This is a genomic window from Streptomyces sp. NBC_00158 (genome assembly GCF_045160885.1).
GTDB lineage: Bacteria > Actinomycetota > Actinomycetes > Streptomycetales > Streptomycetaceae > Streptomyces.
Map to the genome: position 1 here is coordinate 4,376,217 of NZ_CP108161.1, position 19,453 is coordinate 4,395,669.

Below are 19,453 nucleotides of genomic sequence, written 5' to 3' on the forward strand. Positions count from 1 at the left end.
TTCGGCCTCCGGCGGCTCGCGCGATTTCGGCCCGCACCGCGCCGGGCCCGCTGCGTACGCTGGTCGGCATGACCAGTACGGGGGATGAGCGCGGGGGGACGGGCCGGGACGGGCCCTGGTGGTGGGAGCGGCGGCGGGGAGCCGTGCTCGACGTGGGGCTCGGGGCGGCCTCGGCCGTCGAGTGCGCCCTGGAGGGGGTGCCGACCGCGCGCGAGGCCGGGGTGCCGGTGTGGGCCGCGGTGCTCTTCGGGGCGCTGGCGGGGTCCGTGCTGGTGCTGCGCAGGCGCTGGCCGGTCGCGGTGGTGCTCGTCGGGATCGCCGTCATACCGGCCACGATGGGCTTCCTGCTGGGCGTGGTGGGGCTGTACACGCTGGCCGCCTGCGAGGTGTCCCGCAGGGCGCTCGCGACGCTGGCCGCGATGTCGCTGGCCGGGACGTTCGTGGTGACGTACGTGCAGACCCGCGGGGACGTGGAGGCCGACGGCACGCTCGTGATCGTGCTGTCCGTGTTCATGGCGGTGGCGCTGACCGTGCCGCCGGTCCTGCTCGGGCTGTACGTGGGCGCGCGGCGCCGGCTGATGGAGAGCCTGCAGGAACGGGCGGACTCGCTGGAGCGGGAGCTGTCGCTGCTGGCGGACCGGGCCGAGGAGCGGGCCGAGTGGGCCCGCCAGGAGGAGCGGACGCGCATCGCGCGGGAGATGCACGACGTGGTGGCGCACCGGGTGTCGCTGATGGTGGTGCACGCGGCGGCGCTGCAGGCGGTGGCGGCGAAGGATCCCGTGAAGGCGGTGCGGAACGCGGCGCTGGTGGGTGACATGGGACGCCAGGCGTTGACGGAGCTGCGGGAGATGCTCGGGGTGCTGAGGGCTCCGGAGAAGCCGCCGGCGGCGCGGGAGGTGCCCGCCGCGCCGGTGGCGCTGGAGGAGGGGCCCTCGCTCGGGGAGCTGGAGGCGCTGGTGGGCCAGTCGCGGGCGGCCGGGATGGCCGTGGAGGTGCTGGTGCAGGGCGAGGGCGGCGGCTACCGGCCCGAGGTGGAGCAGACGGCGTACCGGGTGGTGCAGGAGGCGCTGACCAACTGCCACAAGCACGCCCCGGGCGCGCGGGTCGTCGTACGGCTGGCGCACCGGGAGGGGGAGGTGGCCATGCAGGTGGAGAACGGGCCGTGCGAGGGGGAGGCGCGGGGCGCCGACCTGCCCAGCGGGGGGAACGGGCTGGTCGGGATGCGGGAGCGGGTGCTGGGGCTGGGCGGGGTGTTCGTGTCCGGGCCGACGGACGGCGGCGGGTTCAAGGTGTCGGCGGTGCTGCCGGCCCGGTAGGGGGTGTCCGCGAAGTGGCGCCGTCCGCCCGGAGGGCGGGCCCACCGGGCGTCGCGGGGCGGGCGCGACTTCGCGGACACCCCCTGGCCGCCGCGGGTCCGTCAGCCGGTGGTGAGGCGGGCGGGCTGGAGGCCGGTGAGGAGGAGGGTGAGGGCCTCGTCGAATCCGGAGCCGAGGTACCAGTCGCCGGTCTGGTCGACGAGGTAGACGCGTCCCTCCAGGTCGATGGCGAGGTGCGAGCCGCCGTCGGTGCCGGCGCCGAGCGGGCAGAGCTGGGTGGAGAGGGCGCGTCCGAGGTCGGCGAAGGTGCGGGCGAGGTGGAGGCCGGTCAGCGGGTCCACGCGTACGGGCGTCGGTGCTATCTGGCGGCCGGGGCCCGGCGCGGTGAGGGTGAGGCCGCCGAATTCGGCCCAGGCCTCGACGGCGGCGGGGAAGACGGTGTGCCGGTGGCCGGCGGGGGTGGTGTGGTCGCGCAGGGCGTCGGCCCAGTATTCGGCCTGCTTGATGTCCCAGCGGCCGGGTTCCCATCCGGCGGTGCGCAGGGCGGAGTCTACGGGGCCGGGGAACCGGGTGGCCGAGGAGCGGTCGTAGGAGGCGGAGGACGCGGTCATGGTGGCTACTCGGGGTGGGTGAGGTCGACGGGGCGTACGCCGAAGTGGTTGAGGAGCGCGTCGCAGGAGCGGCAGGGCGGCGCGTAGGTGCCGTGGAGCGGGTCGCCGTCCTCGCGGATGTGGCGGGCGGTCATGCGGGCGTGCTTGAGGGAGCGGCGGGCCTCGCTCGCGGAGAGGGGCTTGCGGGAGGCGCGCCTGCTGCGGGCGCCCTCGACGGCGGCGAGGTGGCGGGAGAGCAGGATCGCCTCGGGACACCGGCCGGTGAAGCGCTCGCGCTGGCCGCTGGTGAGGGTGTCGTGGAAGTCCTGGACCAGGGGGTGCAGGGCGGGCGGCCGGTCGCCCTTGCCGGCGGTGCCGGTGAGGGTCTCGCCGCGAACGGAGAGCGCGGCGGCGACGGTGGGCAGGATGCCGTCCCGGCGGAAGCGGAGCACGGGCGTGGTCTGGGTGGTGCCGGTGGTGCTCCAGCGCAGGCGGGGGTCGCCGGCGGGGCCGGCGTCGCCCGGCTGCGGGCGGCCCGTGCGGGATGCCGCGTTTTGTGTGGCCGCAGTCTGTGTGGTCGCGGTCTGCATGGTTGCTCTTCCCTCCCGTGGCGGCGGTGGTGGTCGCTGTCGCGCACGCCCCCGTGCTGCGGGACAGCCTGTCAAATGTCACCTGTCGCGCGGAAGCGGGGTCGAATATTCGTATCAATTCGGATGTTCCCGCCCCGTCGGCGCACGCACGGCTCGGGGGCGGGTGAGGGTCTTGCCGGAGCACATAGGCTGTGGTGAACCAGCCAGATCCAGCAGGGGGCTACCGCCATGACGACAGGTCGGCTCGGGCAGCAGGCCGCGCCACCCAACGCCGCTTACTCGGGGCAGGTCGTGCACTTCCCGGACCCGGTCCGGGCGGCGCGGCATCCCCACGGGGTGCGGATGGACGGCAACGGTCATCCCGATTTCTCGCGCTACGCGCGCGCGGCCGTGGAGATCGCCGAGCCCCCGGAGGGCTTCGGCGTCGACGAGCTGCGCCTGACGGACTTCGTGTCCGCCAACGCGGCGATGCGCGCCGCCGCCCACCCGCTGTGGGACACCGTGGGTCCGGTGGCGACCCCGCACGGCTGGACCTGGCACCACGTCGCGGGCTCGCGGCGGATGGAGCTGGTCCCGGTCGAGGTCAAGGCACTGCTGCGGCACCACGCCGGTCTGGCGACCGCCCCGGTGGACCACGACAAGCGCGGGGCGCGGCCGCTCCAGGAGGCGCGTCCGGCGCACCTGGGGCTGCCGAAGGCCCTGGTGTCGGTGTCGGAGCTCCAGGTGCAGGGCGTCGAGGAGGACCTCGGCTACCGGCTCCCGGAGGCGTACCGGTCCTTCCTGAAGGCGGCGGGCGGCTGCGCGCCGGTCGGCGCGGGGCTGCTGGTGGAGCTGGGGCTGCTGGTGGACCAGCCGTTCTTCACGGTGCGTGAGGAGGCGGCGGTCAACGACCTGGTGTACGTCAACAAGTGCCTGCGGGACCACCTGACGAAGGACTACCTGTGCGTGGCCTTCGTGCAGGGCGGACTGCTCGCGGTGAAGGTCAGGGGCGAGGGCGTGGGCTCCGTCTGGTTCTCCCCGTACGACGACGCGCGCGACCGGGACGGCTGGACGGTGCAGGAGCGGGTGGAGCGTCTGTTGCTGCCGTGCGGTGCCGATTTCGATGCCTTCCTGGAGCGGTTGGCGGGCAATCCGCCGGAGCTGGAGACGGTGGCCGGTCTGATGGTGGACGGCGGATTCGCGCGTTCGGTTGCAGTGTCCGGCGCCGGCATGGGTGAGGGGTGAGCGCGTCGTGGTGACGTTCGCGCAGGCGCAGGAGCGCGCCGAGGAATGGATCAACGGGGACCTGCCCGCGTACCAGCACCGCGAGGTGCGCGTACGGGAGTTCGGGCTCGGGTTCGTGGTGTGGGCCGAGGACCGGGCGGCCGGTCCGGTGTCCGGCGGCGGCCGGCAGCGGCTGGTCATCGCGCGGGACAGCGGTGAGGTCACGCTGTGGCCCGGGCTGCCGGTGGGCGAGGTGATCCGGCGTTACGAGGAGGAGTACGGGGCCGCTGCCGCGTCGGCGGCTTCGGAGGCTTCGGTTCCGCCGCCGCGGATCGACTCGGAGCAGACGTCGTTCATGATGGCGCCGCCGCAGTGGCTGCAGGAGGCGGCGGACCGGGCGGGGATCCCGCCGGCGGGTGGTTCGGCGCCGGGTGCGGGTGCGGGCTCCGGTCCCGGTTCTTCCGGCTCGGGTCCGGGTGCGGGTTCGGCCGCTGGTGCGGGCGGGCCGGTTCCGCTCGGGCGCGGGGGCGAGGTGCCCTACGAGCCGACCGCGAACGACGGGGTGCCCGCCGGTTCGACGCCGTGGGCCGGGACCGACGTGAACTCCGGCGCCGACGACGGCTCCGTCCCGCTGCCCGCCACCGTGTTCGCGCCGCCGCTGTCCGGCTCCGACCTGGACGACGCGCCCTCCGCCTCGGGGGTGGCCCCGGAGGCCAGGACCACGCTGATGGCGGGTGGCAGCCAGCTGCCTAGGACGACCGTGTCCCCGGCGCTGGCGGTACCGGCGGAGGCCGCGGCCATCGCCGACGCGCCGACGAGCAGGGCCCGCGTCTCCCCGCCGGGCGGCGTCGCGCAGCCGCCGTCGGCTCCGTCCGCCCCTCCGTCCGCACCGCCGGTCCCGTCGGCTCCGCCGGCCGGTGCGCCCGGTGCGCCCGGTGCTCCTGGTGCGCCCGGGGGCGGGGCGCAGTACGCCGCCACGATGCTCGCCGCGCCGGGTATGACGCCCGCACCTCCGGGGACGCCGCCGGCGCCTCCCGGGCCTCCCGGTGCGCCCGGTTCGCTGGGCGGGGGGCTGGACCACGCCGCGACGATGCTCGCCGGTCCGGCCGTCGTACAGCCGCCCGGCCCGCCGGCGCCTCCCGGTGCGCCGGGGACCCCGGCTCCGCCCCCGCCTCCGGGTGCTCCCGGTGCCGGTGCGCACCATGCCGCGACCATGCTGGCGGCGCCGGGCGTGGTGCAGCCGCCCGGTCCTCCCGGGCCTCCCGGTGCGCCGACGCCTCCCGGGCCTCCCGGGCCTCCCGGGCCTCCCGGTCCGCCTGGTGCTCCGGGTGCGCCCGGTTCGCTGGGCGGGGGGCTGGACCACGCCGCGACGATGCTCGCCGGTCCCGCCGTCGTGCAGCCGCCGGCGCCTCCCGGTCCGCCCGGGGCGCCCGGTGCTCCGACGCCTCCCGGTGCTCCTGGTGCGCCCGGTGCCGGTGCGCACCACGCGGCGACCATGCTGGCCGGTCCCGGTGCGGTGCAGCCGCCCGGGGCGCCCGGCACGCCCCCCGGTCCGCCGCCCGGCCCCGCAGGGCAGCCGGGGGCCCCGTCCGGCGCGCCCACGGTCGGCCCCGGCTACCAGGCCGTGCTGCGCTACCGCGCGCCCGACGGCTCCGAGCAGCAGCTGATCCGCCGCTCGGCGCCCGGCACCCCGCACCCCGAGTGGCAGATCCTGTACGAACTGCGCGCCATGAACGTGCCGCCGCAGCAGGTGCTGGAACTGCACACCGAGCTGGCCTCCTGCGAGCTGCCCGGCGGCTACTGCGCCCGGATGATCCGGGAGACCTGGCCGCAGGTGCGGATCACCAGCGTGGCCCCGTACGGGACCGACCACGCGGGCCGTCAGCAGGGCATGCGCCACCTGCTCACCCATCAGGGTGAGCTGCACCAGGTGGCCGACGGGCCCGCGCGCCCCGCGCCGGTCCGGGCTCCGCTGCCGCAGGTCCCGCTCCAGCCTGCGATCCCGATGGACGCGATCGCGCAGGAGCTGGCGGGCGCCTTCGGGCCGCAGGGGGTCTTCCGCTTCGACCAGCGGGCGGTGTCCCGTCAGGGCGTGCCGGAGATCGTGGCGCAGACCCTGATGTGGGCGGGTCTGCCCGTCGACTTCGGGCCGTTCTTCTGGGCGCAGGCCGTGCCCGGCCAGCCGGTGCCGACGCTGGCCGAGCTGGCCGCGCAGCGCGGGGTGCAGCCGGCGTCCGACGCGGGCTCGTACCTGGTCGTCGGCAGCGACTTCGGCAAGGCGCTGTGCGTCCAGTACGGGACCGCGCACATAGTGGCGGTGCCGGTGGAGGCCGGTCCCGGAGGGGCGCCCGTGCCGCCGCAGTTCGTGAACTCCAGCCTCCCGCAGTTCGCGCGGTCGCTGGCGATGCTGGGTCACATGTGGCGGCTGCGCCAGCATCTGACGCCGGAGCAGGCCGGGCGCTGGACCGTCGATTTCCAGGCGAACCTGGCCGGTCTGGACAGTGCGGCGCTGGCCTCTCCGGAGAGCTGGTGGTCGGTGCTGCTGGAGCAGATGTGGGACGGACTGCTCTGACGGGACGACCGTGTGCGTGGCCGGGCCGGGTCCCCTCGTGAGGGGGACCCGGCCCGGCCATTCCGGCTTCTGCGAGCAAATGACGCATCCTTGACAGCAATCCCCGCGAGAGAGGCGCTCCCAGGATGACTGCACCCTTTGCGACTGTGCGCGGTCGTGGCTACCGGATGGAAGAAGTCGACCGGTACCTCGCGCGGCTGTCCGGCAGCCGGGACGAGGCCTGGGAGCGGGTGGCGCGGCTGACCGTGCTGGCCCGTCAGATGGAGGCCGAGGCCGAACGGTTGCGGGCGGCCGTGGCCGCGCTGGCCCCGCAGACGTACGACGAGCTGAGCGAGCGGGCGCGGCGGATCCTGCAGCTGGCGCAGGAGGAGGCGGAGGTCCTGCGGGAGGAGGCGCGGGCGGACGCCGCCGAGGCGGCGGGCGCGGCCGAGGCGCACGCCGACCGGGTGGCCGAGCTGGCGCGGCACGACGCGGAGGCGGTGCGCGAGCAGACCGAGGTGCGGGCGCGGCAGGGGCTGCTGCGGGCACAGCGGGAGGCGGACGGGCTGCGGGCGGAGGCGCGGGAGGACGCGGCGGGCTGGCGGTCCGAGGCGCAGGCCGCGCTGGCGGAGACCGGGCGCCGGGCGCGGGCGCTGCTCGCGGAGCTGGAGCAGGAGCAGGTCGAGCGGTGGGACGCGTCGGGGCGGGAGCTCGCGGCGCGGGCGGACGAGCAGGACGCGCGGTACGCGGAGCTGGAGCGGTACGCGGAGGCGCGGCTGGCGGAGGCGCGGCGGGGGTACGCGGAGGCGGAGGAGTCGGCGCGGCACGGGCAGGAGGACGCGGAGGCGCGGGCGGAGGAACTGGTCGCGCAGGCGCGGGTGCGGGAGGAGCGGACGGGGCGCGAGACGGACCGGATCCTGCGGGAGCACGAGGAGGCGCAGGAGGAGATGCGGGCGCACATGAGCCACGTCCGCTCCAGCCTGGCGGCGCTGACGGGGCGCGCGCCGGCGGAGGGGTAGGGGTGGTCCTCGGCCCTGGCCGTTGCCCTGGCCGGGCGGTTGGCGGTGACCGGTGCTGCCCCGGCCGGGCGGGGTCCGGGGTGGGTTCGCCCCCTTGACCGGGCGCCCGGCCGGGCGGGGGTGCGGGGGTTTGCGGCGGGGGGCTGGGTGTCCTGCCGGGCGGGGGTGCGGGCGGTGGCTGCGGGGCCGGGGGTGGTGCCGGGGTGGGGTGTCGTCCGGGACGGGCTTCGATGTTCGGCGCCTGCTCCGTGTGTGTCCTGCCGAGCGGTACCGCGCGCCGAATTCATCTCGTTCTAGTCCCGGACGACACCCCACCCCGTCCCCACCCCCGACCGGCAGCCCCCGCGCCGTGGTGCCCGCCAGCCGCGGCCGGCCAATCCCGCCCCGCCACACTTTCCGGCCTCGCCGGCGTTTGAGGCGCGGGGTCCGGGGCGGAGCCCTGGGGAACGGGCGAAGGGTGGGGCGGGGAGACGGCCCCGCGCAGCGGGACCCCGCGCAACGGCCCGGCCAGGGCAGCGGCCAAGTCGGCTGTCAGTGGGCGGCGTTAGCCTCGGCCCATGAGTTCTTCGCTGAGTGTGTACCTGCTCGATCTGAACGCCGTCCACGCCCTCGTCGGCTCCCGCGACGACGCGCTCCTGGACGCCGTCCGGCAGCGTTTCGCCGCCGATCTCGCGCATGACGACGACTGGTTCGACTCGGAGATCGAGAACGGCGCGCCCACGGCGTACGAGGCGCTGCGCGCGGTGGTCCACGGCGGTCCGTTCAGCGAGGACCGGGAGCACGCCTTCCAGTACGCCTACGCCTACAAGCGGCTCTGTGACGCCAGCGGGTCCTTCCTCGACAACTCCTCCTTCTCGCCGTACCGCGGCGACTGGCTGTCGATGGTCGACGCGGGGCTGCGGGCCATGAAGATCGACGCCGTTTCCGTCGAGGACTTCGACTTCTCGGACCTGCCCGGCGGTCTGCCGTCCACGTACACGCCGGGCTGCGGCGAGTGGACGTACGAGGAGTGCGTGAAGGCGCTGGAGCAGTTCGAGGGGACCAAGCGGGAGGGGAACGTTCCGCTGCTGGACAGGGAGGTGGCGGACGCCGTGCAGGACGTGCTGGGGTGGCTGCGGCAGGTCGAGGCGCGGCCCGGGTTCGGGATCGTGGGGTTCCGGTCCTAGTCGTGCGCGAGGTGCTGGGGCGGGCCGGTGTGGAGGTGGTGCCCGGCGGGGTGCCGGAGTCGGTGGTCGCGCGCGTGGAGGGGTACGGCTCGGCGGAGGTGTTCGGCGGGGTCTACGTGCGGTACGCGGACCCGCGGCTGGTGGAGGCGCTGAACGCGTGCTGGTACCGGCTGGCCGTGGCCGAGGGGCTGTTCGGTGAGGGGCGTGAGTTCCTGCTGATGCCGTCCGGTGGGGCGGACGGCTGGCACCGGGTGCGGCTGCGGGAGCGGTGGGACCTGATGGGGGCCGGTGCGGAAACGTTTCTCGGGGCCGGCGCCGGGCGCCCCGGCTTCACCGCGCTGGCCTTGGACGGCGGTGTCGCAGTGGTCGCCGCGTCGTACGTGGCGGGTGCCGGGGTCCATGCGGTGCGCCGTCCCGGGAGCGTCACCGGCCGGAAGCGGTGGGGCTGAGGAAGTCGCGGATCAGCGGGGCGATTTCGGCGAGGTGGGTCTCCAGGGCGAAGTGGCCCGCGCCCTCGAAGACGTGGACCTCGGCGTGGGGTGCGTCGCGGAGGTAGGCCTTGGCGCCCGCCGGGGTGAAGAAGGGGTCGCCGGCGCCCCAGGCGACGAGGACCGGGACGGCGGCCTCGCGGAGCCAGGCCTGCCAGGCGGGGTAGTGGGCGAAGTTCGAGGCGTAGTCGAAGGCGAGGTCGGCCTGGGCGTCGGTGCGGCCGGGCAGGCCGAGGTAGTGGACGTCGAGCGTCCAGTTGTCGGGGGAGATCAGGGCGGTGTCCGCGACGCCGGTCTCGTACTGGAAGCGGGTGCCTTCCTCGGTGAACAGGGCGCGGACGCGCTCCTCGTTGCCGGGCACCTCGCGGCTCAGTCCGGCGAACTCGCGGGCGGCGTCGGAGAGGCCCTCGTCGTACGCGTTCCCGTTCTGGACGATCAGGTGCGTGACGCGGTCGGGCCGGCGGGTGGCGAGCCGCAGTCCGACGGGGGCGCCGAAGTCGAAGACGTAGAGGGCGTAGCGGTCGAGGCCGAGGGCGTCGGTGAAGCCCTCCACGACGTCGGCGAGCCGGTCGAAGGTGTACGTGAACCCGTGCGGGGCGGTGGTGCGGCCGAAGCCGGGGTAGTCGGGGGCGATCAGCCGGTAGGGGGTGCCGGCGAGCGCGTCCATCAGGCGGGTGAACTGGTGCGACGCGGTGGGGAAGCCGTGCAGGAGCAGCAGGACCGGGCCGTCGGCCGGGCCGCTCTCGCGGTAGGCGACGGTCACGCCGTCGACGTCGATGGTGCGGTGAGCGATCATCACATGCCTCCTGTGACTTCGGTGGCATTAGTCTGCGGGAGATGTGGCTAATGGGTCAAGAGGGATTGCTAGCATTAGCGGCGTGAACTTCTTTCCGCTGTTGGGTGAGCCCCTCGCCCTCGACCTGCTGAACACCCGGCCCGCCGGCGCCGGCGACCTCATCGCCGACCGTGCGGGACTCGCCGCCTGGCTGGCCGAGGAGCCCGGGCGGCTGAGCCGTGTCGCCGAGGTCGGGGAGGCCGAGGTCGCCGCCGCGCTCGCCGTGCGGGAGGCGGCCGGGCCGCTGCTCGCCGCCGCCCGGCGCGGTGAGCGGCCCCCTGCCGACGAGCTGGCCGCGCTCAACGGGATCCTCGCCGCCGCCCCGGCCCGCACCGAGCTGGCCTGGACGGCGCTGACCGGCATGACGGCCGCCCCCTACCGGGAGGCCGCCCCCGCGCAGCGGCTCGCCGCGGAGCTCGCGGAGGCCGTGGTGGCGCTGCTGACGGACCCACGGGTGACGACGGTGCGCGAGTGCGAGGCGCAGGACTGCGTGCTGCTGTTCCTGCCCGCGCACCCGCGCCGCCGCTGGTGCGTGGCTTCGGCCTGCGGCAACCGGGCCCGGGTGGCCCGTTACTACGCCCGGCACAAGGGGGAGGGCGCGTGAGCGCCGAATGGGAGTCGCTGACCGAGAGCCAGCGGGCGTTCATGGTCAACGCCTTCGAGATCGACATCCTGCCCGGCGTCTGGGGCGACCTGGCCGAGGAGGACAAGGAGCTGCCGGCCGCCGAACTGGCCCCGGTCCTGATCGACCTCGTCGACCGCGGGTGGGTCGAGGTGCGCAGGGTGGCCCCGTGGACCGCGCCCGACGGGACCCCCGGGTTCCAGCCGGGTGAGGCGGTGCCGCGCGAGGTGCTGCCGCAGGTGCTGGCGGACCCGGACGAATGGGAGTACCCGGAGGGCGCGATGGACTGGATCGGGGCCCTGACGCTCACCGAGACCCCCGAGGGGTGGCGGGTCAACCGGATCTCCCCGGAGGAGGGGGCGGAGTGAGCCCGTGGGGGCAGGGTGGGTGAACCTCGGGGCGCGCTCCCGGTGAGGAAAGGTTTCGCCAGAGCGCCGCGCTTCTACGCTCCCTCCCGGATGCCACCGGACCGGCATCCGCCCGTGGAACAGAAGAACGGAACCCCCTCATGCGTCTTCGCACCACCGCCGTAGCCCTCGCCGGAGCCCTCGCCCTCGTCCTGCCGACCGCCGCCACCGCGCTCGCGGACGACGGCGAGGCCCTCAGCTACAGCTTCCAGCAGAACGGCGAGAGCAAGACCGGGCAGGTGAGCGACCTGGCCGAGGACAAGTGCCACGCGCTGGCCGTGACCGACGCCTCCGCGATCGAGGAGGTCGTCAACGAGACCGGCAAGGTGGCCCTGCTCTTCGGCAACAAGGACTGCGAGGGCGAGCCGGTCGCGGCCGTCGGCCCGGGTGAGAAGGCGGGCGACCTCGACGCCGTCGCCGTCGCCTTCGAGGCCGCCAAGGACGACCAGAAGGCCGAGCCGGGCCAGAAGCCCGAGCAGGGCGAGAAGGACAAGCGCGAGGAGGCCGCCCAGGCCCCCGTCCAGCAGCCGGCCGACAGCGACAGCAGCGACTCCGAAGAGGACTCCGACTACTTCGACTCCCCGTTCCGCGCCATCGGCTGATCCCCCCTGGCGGACGAGGGGCCCGGTACCCGAGGGTGCCGGGCCCCCGTCATGCCCGCGGGGGAGGCGCGGGGGCAGCGGCCGGAGCCTGGGCCGGATCCGGGGCCGCCGGGGCGCCCGCGTAGCGGTACGGGTCGCTGCGCAGCCCGCGCGAGGCGACCACCACCGTGAACGCCGGCTTCGCCGTCTCCGGCATCCGGGCCGTCAGGGCGCCGGTCGCCGGATCCGGGGTGGCGTCGAGCGGGGTGTCGTCCACCGTGAGGCGGGGCTCGGTGAAGCCGCCCCCCTCCACCCGGAGCAGCCCGTCGGGGGTGACGGTGACGTCGGTGATCACCGGGTTGGCGCGGGTGGCCATCTTGTTCACCAGGTAGGCCCCGGCCGGAGCGCAGGTCAGCGCCCAGATCTCGGCGGGCAGCCGGGGCAGCCCGCCACCCACGTCGGAGAGGAAGAAGAGGACGACGTAGAGCATGGTGACCGCGCTGAGGGCCACGTACTGGAGGTCCACCAGGTCGGTCCGGCCGCTGTCGTTCGCGATCAGCTCCCGCAGCGGGCGGCGGCCGCCGGGGGTGGCCTTGGGGGCCGGCTTGGCCATGCTGCCGCTCTCCAGCCGGAAGCCGACGACCGCCTTCGCCGCGATCAGGGCCGCGTACGGGCCCCCGAGCAGCGGCAGGTACACCGAGGTCAGGGACGACAGCGGGCCGTCGGGGCCGGTGCCCGCGAAGTAGGAGACGCCGCCGCCGGCCGTCAGCCCGTACGCGAGGATCGCGAGCAGCAGCCAGATCAGGAGCACCGTCCAGGCCAGCGCGAGGGTGGTGGAGGTGGAGAGCCGGCCGTCGCGGCCGGTGACGAAGCCCGGCCGGCGGCGCAGGCGCAGGGCCACCGGCCCGGCCAGGGCGGCCAGTAACGCGAGCGCGAAGAGTGCGGATGCCATGTCGTCCCCCCGGAAACGGTCCTGGGCACGAGGGTCACCCACTGGACCCGAACATGACAACCCGGCTCGCGGTCGGGACCGGGACCGGGTCCGGGTCCGGGTCCGGCGGAATCCGCCCCGCTACTCGTGCTCCGGCAGCACCGGGAACCTGCGCGGCGCCACCAGCAGCAGCACCAGCACCGCCGCCACCCCGGCGGCCGTCGCGCCGAGGAAGATGTGCTCCACCGCGGCGGCCACCGCCCCCCGCAGGTGCTCCGCGGCGGCCGGCGACAGCCCGTCCGGCTCCGCCAGGGCCCGCGACACGTCGTCGAGGTGGTCCGGCAGCCCCGGCAGCGGCGCCCCGGCCAGCCGCCCGGCGACGGTCGCGTTGGCCACGGCCCCCAGCAGCGCGGCCCCCACGCTCTGCCCGACGGTGCGGCAGAACAGCACCGAGGCCGTCGTCGTCCCCCGCTCGGCCCAGCCCACCGTGGACTGCACCCCGACCACCAGCGGCAGCTGGAACAGCCCGAGGGCGGCGCCCAGCAGCAGCATCACCAGCGCGGGCTGCCACGGCCGCGCCGGGTACGGCAGCAGGGCGAACGAGAACAGGACCAGCGACGCGAGCCCCATCCCGAGGGCGGCGGTGTCGCGGAAGCCGATGCGCCGGTACACGTGCTGGCAGAAGGCGGCGGACAGCGGCCAGCTCAGCGTCATCAGGGCGGTCAGGAGCCCGGCTCCGACCGGTCCGAGGCCGAGCACGGACTGGGCGTACGTCGGCATGAACACCATCGGGGCGACCATCAGCAGTCCCAGCGCCGCCATCGCCAGGTTCACGGCGGCGATGGTGCGCCGGCGCCACACCCAGCCGGGCAGGATCGGTTCCTCGGCCCGGCGCTCCACCCGGACCACCACCACCGCCAGGACCGCGCTCGCGCCCAGCAGCGCCAGCGAGGGCGCCGACAGCCAGGGCCAGGCCACCCCGCCCTGGACCAGTGCGAAGAGCAGCAGCCCGCCACAGGCGAAGACGGCCAGCGCCCCGGCCCAGTCGACCGGGCCCCGGCGGCCGGGGGAGCGTACGGGTTCCACGAGGTGGCGGGCGGTCAGCCAGAGGGCCAGGCCGGCCAGCGGCACGTTGATCAGGAAGGTCCAGCGCCAGCCCGCGTACCCGGCGAGCAGTCCGCCGAGCGCCGGGCCGAGCAGGGCGGAGCTCGCCCACACCGTGGTCATCCGGGCCTGTATGCGGGGGCGCTCGCGCAGCGGGTAGAGGTCGGCGGCCAGGGTCTGCACGGTGCTCTGCAGGGCTCCGCCGCCCAGCCCCTGGACGATCCGGAAGGCGATGAGCGCGGCCATGTTCCAGGCGGACGCGCACAGCAGCGACCCGGCCAGGAAGAGGGCGGTGCCGAAGAGGAGGACGGGCTTGCGGCCGAAGGTGTCGCTGAGCCTGCCGTAGACGGGGAGGGTGACGGTGACCGCGAGGAGGTAGCCGGAGAACAGCCAGGAGAAGACGGAGAACCCGCCGAGGTCCCCGACGATCTGGGGGACTGCGGTGGAGACGATGGTGCTGTCGAGCGCGACCAGGGCCATGTTCAGCATCAGCGCCGCCACCACCCGGGTGGGCGGCCGGCCGGGTGTGCCCGCCCGGGACCCGGAGTCCGGCCCCGAGGGCGTTCCGGGTCCGGGGCCGTCCGCGGGAGCGCCGCCACGGCTGGGGCGGGTGGGGTCCGCCGCCCCCTCCGTCGGGCCCTTCGCCCCGTTTTCTGCTGCTTCCACCGTGTTCCCCTCGTCTGCGGGGAACACCATCTCACCGGCCCGCGCCGGGCGGAATCCCCGTCTCACGGGCGCCCGCCCCGTCCGTGTCCCCTACCCCCGGTCCGCCGAAGGGTGGACAACCCCTAGGGGTGGCTCAGCATTTGGGCCCAGGGGACGCTCGTCCCGGCGGAGGACGACCGGAGGCCGGCGAGGTCCTTAACTGGTTCATACGAGCGGGGCCGCCGGGGGGTGGGGTGGGGTTAACCCCCCGGTGGATACGGCTACGGGCACCAGCGCGCCGGCCGCGCCCGCGCAGCAGACTTCGACGGCGGCCGTACGGAAACCGGCCATCCGCATACCGGCCACCACGTACGCGTCGGCAGCACCGGCACACCAACAGGGGAGACAGCACCGTGACAACGGCGATGACCGAGACCAGGCACGGGAGCGGCGGGGGACAGGACTCCGTCGCGGCCCGGGCGCGCCAGGTCGTCAAGGCCTACGGCTCCGGCGAGACCCGCGTCGTCGCCCTCGACCACGTGGACGTGGACATCCACCGCGGCCAGTTCACCGCGATCATGGGCCCCTCCGGCTCCGGCAAGTCCACGCTGATGCACTGCCTGGCCGGGCTGGACACGGTGACCGGCGGGCAGATCCACCTGGAGGACACCGAGATCACCGGCCTGAAGGACAAGAAGCTCACCCAGCTGCGCCGGGACAAGATCGGCTTCATCTTCCAGGCCTTCAACCTGCTGCCGACGCTCAACGCCCTGGAGAACATCACCCTCCCCATGGACATCGCGGGCCGCAAGCCGGACCCCGAGTGGCTGGACCGGGTCGTCCAGACGGTCGGCCTCGCGGGCCGCCTCAAGCACCGCCCGACCGAGCTGTCCGGCGGCCAGCAGCAGCGCGTGGCGGTCGCCCGCGCCCTGGCCGCCCGCCCGGCGATCATCTTCGGCGACGAGCCGACCGGAAACCTGGACTCCCGCGCCGGCGCCGAGGTCCTCGGCTTCCTGCGCCAGTCCGTCGACCAGCTGGGCCAGACCATCGTGATGGTCACCCACGACCCGGTCGCCGCCTCCTACGCGGACCGCGTCATCTTCCTCGCCGACGGCCGCATCGTCGACGAGATGTACGGGCCCACCGCCGACCAGGTGCTCGACCGGATGAAGGACTTCGACGCGCGCGGGCGGACCTCGTGACCGTCATGAAGACCGCGCGGCGCAACTTCCTCGCGCACAAGGGCAGGATGGCGCTCTCCGCGGTCGCCGTGCTGCTGTCGGTCGCCTTCGTCTGCGGGACCCTGGTGTTCACGGACACCATGACCACCACCTTCGACAAGCTGTTCGCGGTCACCAGCTCCGACGTCACCGTCAGCCCCAAGGAGGCCGAGGAGGGCGAGGAGATCTCCAGCCGCGGCAAGCCGGAGTACCTGCCCGGCTCGGTCGTGGAGAAGGTGCGCGGCGCCGAGGGCGTCAAGTCCGCCGAGGGCGGCGTCGTCTCGATGGCCGTCACGGTCGTCAACTCCAAGAACGAGAACATGGGGTCGACCACCGGAGCCCCGACCATCGCGGGCAGCTGGAACGACAACGAGCTCAAGTCGATGAAGATCACCTCCGGCCACGCCCCGCGCGGCCCCACCGAGGTGATGGTCGACGCCGACACCGCCGACAAGCACGGGCTGAAGCTCGGGGACGAGCTGCGCACCATCGCCGTCACCGGTGACGTCCGGGCGAAGATCAGCGGCATCGCCTCCTTCACCGTGACCAACCCGGGCGCGGCCATCGTCTACTTCGACACCGCCACCGCCCAGGAGAAGCTGCTCGGCGCCCCGGGCACCTTCACCCACGTCAACGTCACCGCCAAGGACGGCGTGACGCACGAGCAGCTGAAGAAGAACGTGGCGGCCGCGGTCGGCGACGGCACGTACAAGCTCCAGACCGCCAAGGAAGCGGCGGCCGCCAACAAGAAGGACATGGGCTTCCTCGACGTCATGAAGTACGTGATGCTCGGCTTCGCCGGCATCGCCTTCCTCGTCGGCATCTTCCTGATCTTCAACACCTTCTCGATGCTGGTCGCCCAGCGCACCCGCGAGATCGGCCTGATGCGCGCCATCGGCTCCGACCGCGGCCAGATCAACCGCTCGGTCCTCATCGAGGCCTTCCTGCTCGGCGTCGTCGGCTCCCTCGCCGGAGTCGCGGCGGGCGTGGGCCTGGCCGTCGGCCTGATGAAGCTGATGGGCCAGCTCGGCATGCAGCTGTCCACCGCCGACCTGACGGTCAAGTGGACGACCCCGGTCATCGGCCTGGTGCTGGGCATCGTCGTCACCGTCGTCGCCGCCTACGTCCCGGCCCGCCGGGCCGGCAAGGTCTCCCCGATGGCCGCCCTGCGCGACGCCGGGACCCCCGGCGACAAGAAGGCCGGCAGGGTCCGCGCGGCCCTCGGCCTGGTGCTCACGGGCATCGGCGCCGCGGCCCTGTTCCTCGCCGGGGCCGCCGACAAGGCCTCCGAGGGCTCGCTGTGGCTGGCCGTCGGCGTGCTGTTCAGCCTCATCGGCTTCATCGTGATCGGCCCGCTGCTGGCCGGTGTCGTGGTCCGGGTGCTCGCCGCCCCCGTGCTGCGGCCCTTCGGCTCCGTCGGCCGGCTCGCCGAGCGCAACGCGCTGCGCAACCCGCGCCGCACCGGTGCCACGGCCGCCGCGCTGATGATCGGGCTGGCGCTGGTCGCCTGCCTGTCGGTGGTCGGCTCCTCCATGGTGGCCTCCGCCACCGACGAGCTCGACCGCACCGTCGGCGCCGACTACATCGTCGCCTCGCAGGGCGGCCAGCCGATGATGCCGCAGGCCGAGCAGGCCATGAGGTCCAGCAAGGGCCTGGACCACGTCACCGCGTACCGGGAGGTCGAGGCGAAGATCACCGCCCCGGACGGCACCTCCGCCAAGGACCGCCTCAGCGTCACCGACCCGACGTACGCCCAGGACGTGCGCCGCAAGATGACCGCCGGCGAGCACAAGGACGCCTACGCGCCCGGCTCCATGGCGGTGGGCTCCCTCTACGCCGACAAGCACCACGTCAAGGTCGGCGACGAGCTGACGGTCGCCTTCGACGGCGGCAAGACGGTCAAGCTGAAGGTCGCGGCGATCACCTCGGACGAGGGCAACCTCGACAAGGGCGTGAAGTACATCAGCACCGCGACCGCCGAGGCCAACATCCCGGCCGACCGGCTGGCGCGCCCGTTCATGCTGCTGGCCAAGGCCGAGAAGGGGCACGCCGACAGCGCGTACACGGCGCTCAAGGCGGCCATGGCCGAGTACCCGCAGTACAAGGTGCTCAACCAGGCCGACTACAAGCAGGACCTCAAGGACCAGGTCGGCCAGCTGCTCAACATGGTCTACGGGCTCCTCGCCCTCGCGATCATCGTCGCGGTGCTGGGCGTCGTGAACACCCTGGCCCTCTCGGTGGTGGAGCGGACCCGCGAGATCGGCCTGATGCGCGCCATCGGCCTCTCCCGCCGCCAGCTGCGCCGCATGATCCGCCTGGAGTCGGTGGTCATCGCCCTGTTCGGCGCCCTGCTGGGCCTCGGCCTGGGCATGGGCTGGGGCGCCACCGCCCAGCGGCTCCTCGCCCTCCAGGGGCTGAAGGTGCTGGAGATCCCGTGGCCGACGATCCTCGGCGTCTTCGCCGGCTCGGCCCTGGTGGGCCTGTTCGCCGCACTGGTCCCGGCCTTCCGGGCGGGGCGGATGAACGTTCTGAACGCGATCGCCAGCGAGTAGCGGGGCGGTCGTACGGGGGAAGCACGGGGGCCCGCGGGGGAAGCACGGGGGAAGCACGGGGGCCCGCGGGGGAAGCACGGGGGAGCAGTACGGGGGAACGCGCCGGCCCCGGACCGTCCGCAGGGACGGTCCGGGGCCGGCGTCGCGTCGTCCGCCGCCGGCTCACCGCATCCGCTGGAGCAGCACGTACCCGCCCGCCTCGCCCATCAGCGCGAACCGCGACCCGGGGTGCAGCCGCTCGGCGAAGTCGACGGGGTCGCCGGCCCGGCCGTCGGAGGCGTCGAAGACCAGGAACGCCGGCAGCACCCCCTCGGTGCCGCCGATCCAGTACACCTGGCAGCGCGAGGTCAGCCGGGTCAGCGGCCCGTAGCCCGTTTCCACCCGCACCCCGTCCGGGATCTGCGCCAGCAGCCGTTCGACGGCGGCCACCCGCGCGGGCCTCCCGTACGCGGACCACTCGCCGAGCCGGGCCAGCGGCAGGGTCGTCGCGCTCAGCGCGAGGGCGGCCGCGAGCACGGCGCCGGGCAGCTGGTGGGCGTACGCCCGCACCCGCGGCCGGGGGCTGCGCCGGGCCGTGTCGAGGGCGTCGGCCAGGGCCAGGGCGACGACCGGCATCAGGACGGCGCTGTAGTGGTAGTCGGTGGACCAGTAGTGCGGGTCCCCCGACAGGAACCGCCAGCCCAGGGTGGGCACGGCCACCAGCAGCAGCGGGGAGCGCAGCGCGAGGAGCCCGGTGGTGGGGACGAGGACCCAGCAGAGGGTGGTCAGCTTCGTGCCGAGGCCGCTCAGCGGTCCGCCGCCCGCGCCGTCCTCGCCGCCGCCGCCGAGCTTCTCCCAGTAGGCGTAGCCGTCGGTGGCGAAGGCGGGGATCACCACGGTGAACACCAGTGCCGCGACGGCCACCCCCGCCACGGCGACGGCCGCCGCGAGCCGCGCGGCCCGCGGGTCGGCGCGCCGGGCCCGCCAGGCGGTGACGAGGGCCAGGGCGGCCAGGGTGACCCCGAGGTCCTCCTTGACCAGCAGCAGCGGCAGCCCCCAGCCCAGGGCGGCCCGCCAGCGGCGCGCGAGCAGCGCCTCCAGGGCGAAGGCCAGCAGCGGTACGGCGAAGCAGATCTCGTGGAACTCGAACTCGACGGCCCGCTGGATCCCCCAGGACAGCCCGTACGCCGCCCCGAGCGCGAGTCCCCGGGCCCGCCCGAGGAGCTTCGCCGAGGCCCGGGTGACGGGCAGTGCGGACAGCGCGATCAGGGCGGCCTGCACCACGAGGAGGGTGACGGGGGTCGGGAAGACCCGGTAGAGCGGGGCGATCAGGGCGATGGCCGGGCTGAAGTGGTCGCCGAGGATGTTGGAGCCGGGGCCCTTCAGGTCCACCAGGGGCGGCTGGAGCCAGGCGTAGGCCCTGACCGCCTGCTCGAAGATCCCGAGGTCCCAGGAGGTCTCCTCCATCCGCCGGTAGCGGGTCACCGAGAGCACGGCGTACGCGAGGAACAGCGCGGCGGTGAGTGCGTACGGCGCCCGGCGCCCGGCCCGCCCGGCGCGGTCGCCGAGGCTCGGGGTGGGTCCGGGTATCGGCATCCGGACAGATTCTCACCCCCGACCGGAATGCCTCCCTCCGCCCCCCTGTTCCCCGCCG

17 protein-coding genes are annotated in these 19,453 nt (G+C 74.6%); 11 read left to right on the top strand and 6 right to left on the bottom strand.

Going from position 1 to position 19,453, the window contains the following annotated elements; genetic code table 11:
- Positions 1 to 68 precede the first annotated feature (68 nt).
- Entirely contained in the window at positions 69 to 1,316 is a 1,248-nt protein-coding gene (locus OG553_RS20265) for a histidine kinase (protein WP_405980341.1), read from the top strand.
- A 101-nt stretch (positions 1,317 to 1,417) separates the two neighbouring features.
- On the opposite strand, the gene OG553_RS20270 is transcribed toward OG553_RS20265, so the two are convergent.
- Both OG553_RS20270 and OG553_RS20275 read right to left on the bottom strand, forming a co-directional pair.
- Entirely contained in the window at positions 1,418 to 1,927 is a 510-nt protein-coding gene (locus OG553_RS20270) for an SUKH-3 domain-containing protein (protein WP_405980342.1), read from the bottom strand.
- A 5-nt stretch (positions 1,928 to 1,932) separates the two neighbouring features.
- Positions 1,933 to 2,496 (bottom strand): YwqJ-related putative deaminase, encoded by a 564-nt coding sequence (locus OG553_RS20275; RefSeq protein WP_405980343.1) that lies wholly within the window; start codon positions 2,494 to 2,496, stop codon positions 1,933 to 1,935.
- 228 nt (positions 2,497 to 2,724) lie between these two features.
- Here OG553_RS20275 and OG553_RS20280 point away from each other — a divergent pair, with 228 nt between their 5' ends.
- The 5 genes from OG553_RS20280 to OG553_RS20300 all read left to right on the top strand — a co-directional run bounded on the left by OG553_RS20280 (position 2,725) and on the right by OG553_RS20300 (position 8,884).
- On the top strand, positions 2,725 to 3,720 hold the full coding sequence (locus OG553_RS20280; RefSeq protein ID WP_405980344.1) for an SMI1/KNR4 family protein: 996 nt from the start codon (positions 2,725 to 2,727) through the stop codon (positions 3,718 to 3,720).
- Between the two features lie 7 nt (positions 3,721 to 3,727).
- Positions 3,728 to 6,271 (top strand): SUKH-4 family immunity protein, encoded by a 2,544-nt coding sequence (locus tag OG553_RS20285; RefSeq protein WP_405980345.1) that lies wholly within the window; start codon positions 3,728 to 3,730, stop codon positions 6,269 to 6,271.
- Between the two features lie 167 nt (positions 6,272 to 6,438).
- Positions 6,439 to 7,269: a cellulose-binding protein gene (locus OG553_RS20290; RefSeq protein WP_405980346.1), complete on the top strand. Its 831-nt coding sequence runs from the start codon at positions 6,439 to 6,441 to the stop codon at positions 7,267 to 7,269.
- Positions 7,270 to 7,826: 557 nt separating this feature from the next.
- Positions 7,827 to 8,435 carry a hypothetical protein gene (locus tag OG553_RS20295; protein WP_405980347.1) on the top strand — a complete coding sequence of 203 codons (609 nt, stop codon included), beginning with the start codon at positions 7,827 to 7,829 and terminating at the stop codon, positions 8,433 to 8,435.
- A gap of 2 nt (positions 8,436 to 8,437) precedes the next feature.
- Positions 8,438 to 8,884, top strand: coding sequence for a hypothetical protein (locus OG553_RS20300; protein ID WP_405980348.1), 447 nt, complete (start codon positions 8,438 to 8,440; stop codon positions 8,882 to 8,884).
- On the opposite strand, the gene OG553_RS20305 is transcribed toward OG553_RS20300, so the two are convergent.
- Positions 8,859 to 9,719: an alpha/beta fold hydrolase gene (locus OG553_RS20305; RefSeq protein WP_405980349.1), complete on the bottom strand. Its 861-nt coding sequence runs from the start codon at positions 9,717 to 9,719 to the stop codon at positions 8,859 to 8,861. The genes OG553_RS20300 and OG553_RS20305 overlap by 26 nt on opposite strands.
- Positions 9,720 to 9,801: 82 nt before the next feature.
- Here OG553_RS20305 and OG553_RS20310 point away from each other — a divergent pair, with 82 nt between their 5' ends.
- From OG553_RS20310 to OG553_RS20320, 3 genes are all read left to right on the top strand, one after another.
- Positions 9,802 to 10,362 carry a CGNR zinc finger domain-containing protein gene (locus OG553_RS20310; protein WP_405980350.1) on the top strand — a complete coding sequence of 187 codons (561 nt, stop codon included), beginning with the start codon at positions 9,802 to 9,804 and terminating at the stop codon, positions 10,360 to 10,362.
- Positions 10,359 to 10,748, top strand: coding sequence for a hypothetical protein (locus OG553_RS20315; protein WP_405980351.1), 390 nt, complete (start codon positions 10,359 to 10,361; stop codon positions 10,746 to 10,748). The genes OG553_RS20310 and OG553_RS20315 overlap by 4 nt, the downstream gene beginning before the upstream one ends.
- Before the next feature lie 140 nt (positions 10,749 to 10,888).
- Positions 10,889 to 11,389 carry a hypothetical protein gene (locus OG553_RS20320; protein WP_405980352.1) on the top strand — a complete coding sequence of 167 codons (501 nt, stop codon included), beginning with the start codon at positions 10,889 to 10,891 and terminating at the stop codon, positions 11,387 to 11,389.
- Between the two features lie 49 nt (positions 11,390 to 11,438).
- Here the strand turns inward: OG553_RS20320 and OG553_RS20325 are convergent, their stop codons facing one another.
- The gene (locus OG553_RS20325; RefSeq protein WP_405980353.1) at positions 11,439 to 12,320 is read right to left on the bottom strand and encodes a hypothetical protein; all 882 of its coding nucleotides are present in this window, start codon (positions 12,318 to 12,320) and stop codon (positions 11,439 to 11,441) included.
- Positions 12,321 to 12,440: 120 nt separating this feature from the next.
- Positions 12,441 to 14,099, bottom strand: coding sequence for an MFS transporter (locus tag OG553_RS20330; RefSeq protein ID WP_405980354.1), 1,659 nt, complete (start codon positions 14,097 to 14,099; stop codon positions 12,441 to 12,443).
- A 374-nt stretch (positions 14,100 to 14,473) separates the two neighbouring features.
- Here OG553_RS20330 and OG553_RS20335 point away from each other — a divergent pair, with 374 nt between their 5' ends.
- Together OG553_RS20335 and OG553_RS20340 are read left to right on the top strand one after the other, a co-directional pair.
- Positions 14,474 to 15,250 (top strand): ABC transporter ATP-binding protein, encoded by a 777-nt coding sequence (locus tag OG553_RS20335; protein WP_405980355.1) that lies wholly within the window; start codon positions 14,474 to 14,476, stop codon positions 15,248 to 15,250.
- Complete coding sequence (locus OG553_RS20340; RefSeq protein WP_405980356.1) at positions 15,247 to 17,820, top strand: FtsX-like permease family protein; 2,574 nt, start codon at positions 15,247 to 15,249, stop codon at positions 17,818 to 17,820. Before OG553_RS20335 ends, OG553_RS20340 begins: the two co-directional genes overlap by 4 nt.
- Positions 17,821 to 17,982: 162 nt before the next feature.
- On the opposite strand, the gene OG553_RS20345 is transcribed toward OG553_RS20340, so the two are convergent.
- Entirely contained in the window at positions 17,983 to 19,395 is a 1,413-nt protein-coding gene (locus tag OG553_RS20345) for a DUF2079 domain-containing protein (RefSeq protein ID WP_405980357.1), read from the bottom strand.
- Positions 19,396 to 19,453: the final 58 nt, after the last annotated feature.

Coding starts and splice junctions, on each gene's coding strand:
- OG553_RS20295 (WP_405980347.1), top strand. CDS start 7,827: ATGAGTTCTTCGCTGAGTGTGTACCTGCTCGATCTGAACGCCGTCCAC.
- OG553_RS20335 (WP_405980355.1), top strand. CDS start 14,474: ATGACCGAGACCAGGCACGGGAGCGGCGGGGGACAGGACTCCGTCGCG.
- OG553_RS20275 (WP_405980343.1), bottom strand. CDS start 2,496: ATGCAGACCGCGACCACACAGACTGCGGCCACACAAAACGCGGCATCC.
- OG553_RS20345 (WP_405980357.1), bottom strand. CDS start 19,395: ATGCCGATACCCGGACCCACCCCGAGCCTCGGCGACCGCGCCGGGCGG.
- OG553_RS20330 (WP_405980354.1), bottom strand. CDS start 14,099: ATGGTGTTCCCCGCAGACGAGGGGAACACGGTGGAAGCAGCAGAAAAC.
- OG553_RS20305 (WP_405980349.1), bottom strand. CDS start 9,719: ATGATCGCTCACCGCACCATCGACGTCGACGGCGTGACCGTCGCCTAC.
- OG553_RS20325 (WP_405980353.1), bottom strand. CDS start 12,320: ATGGCATCCGCACTCTTCGCGCTCGCGTTACTGGCCGCCCTGGCCGGG.
- OG553_RS20270 (WP_405980342.1), bottom strand. CDS start 1,927: ATGACCGCGTCCTCCGCCTCCTACGACCGCTCCTCGGCCACCCGGTTC.
- OG553_RS20280 (WP_405980344.1), top strand. CDS start 2,725: ATGACGACAGGTCGGCTCGGGCAGCAGGCCGCGCCACCCAACGCCGCT.
- OG553_RS20290 (WP_405980346.1), top strand. CDS start 6,439: ATGGAAGAAGTCGACCGGTACCTCGCGCGGCTGTCCGGCAGCCGGGAC.
- OG553_RS20265 (WP_405980341.1), top strand. CDS start 69: ATGACCAGTACGGGGGATGAGCGCGGGGGGACGGGCCGGGACGGGCCC.
- OG553_RS20320 (WP_405980352.1), top strand. CDS start 10,889: ATGCGTCTTCGCACCACCGCCGTAGCCCTCGCCGGAGCCCTCGCCCTC.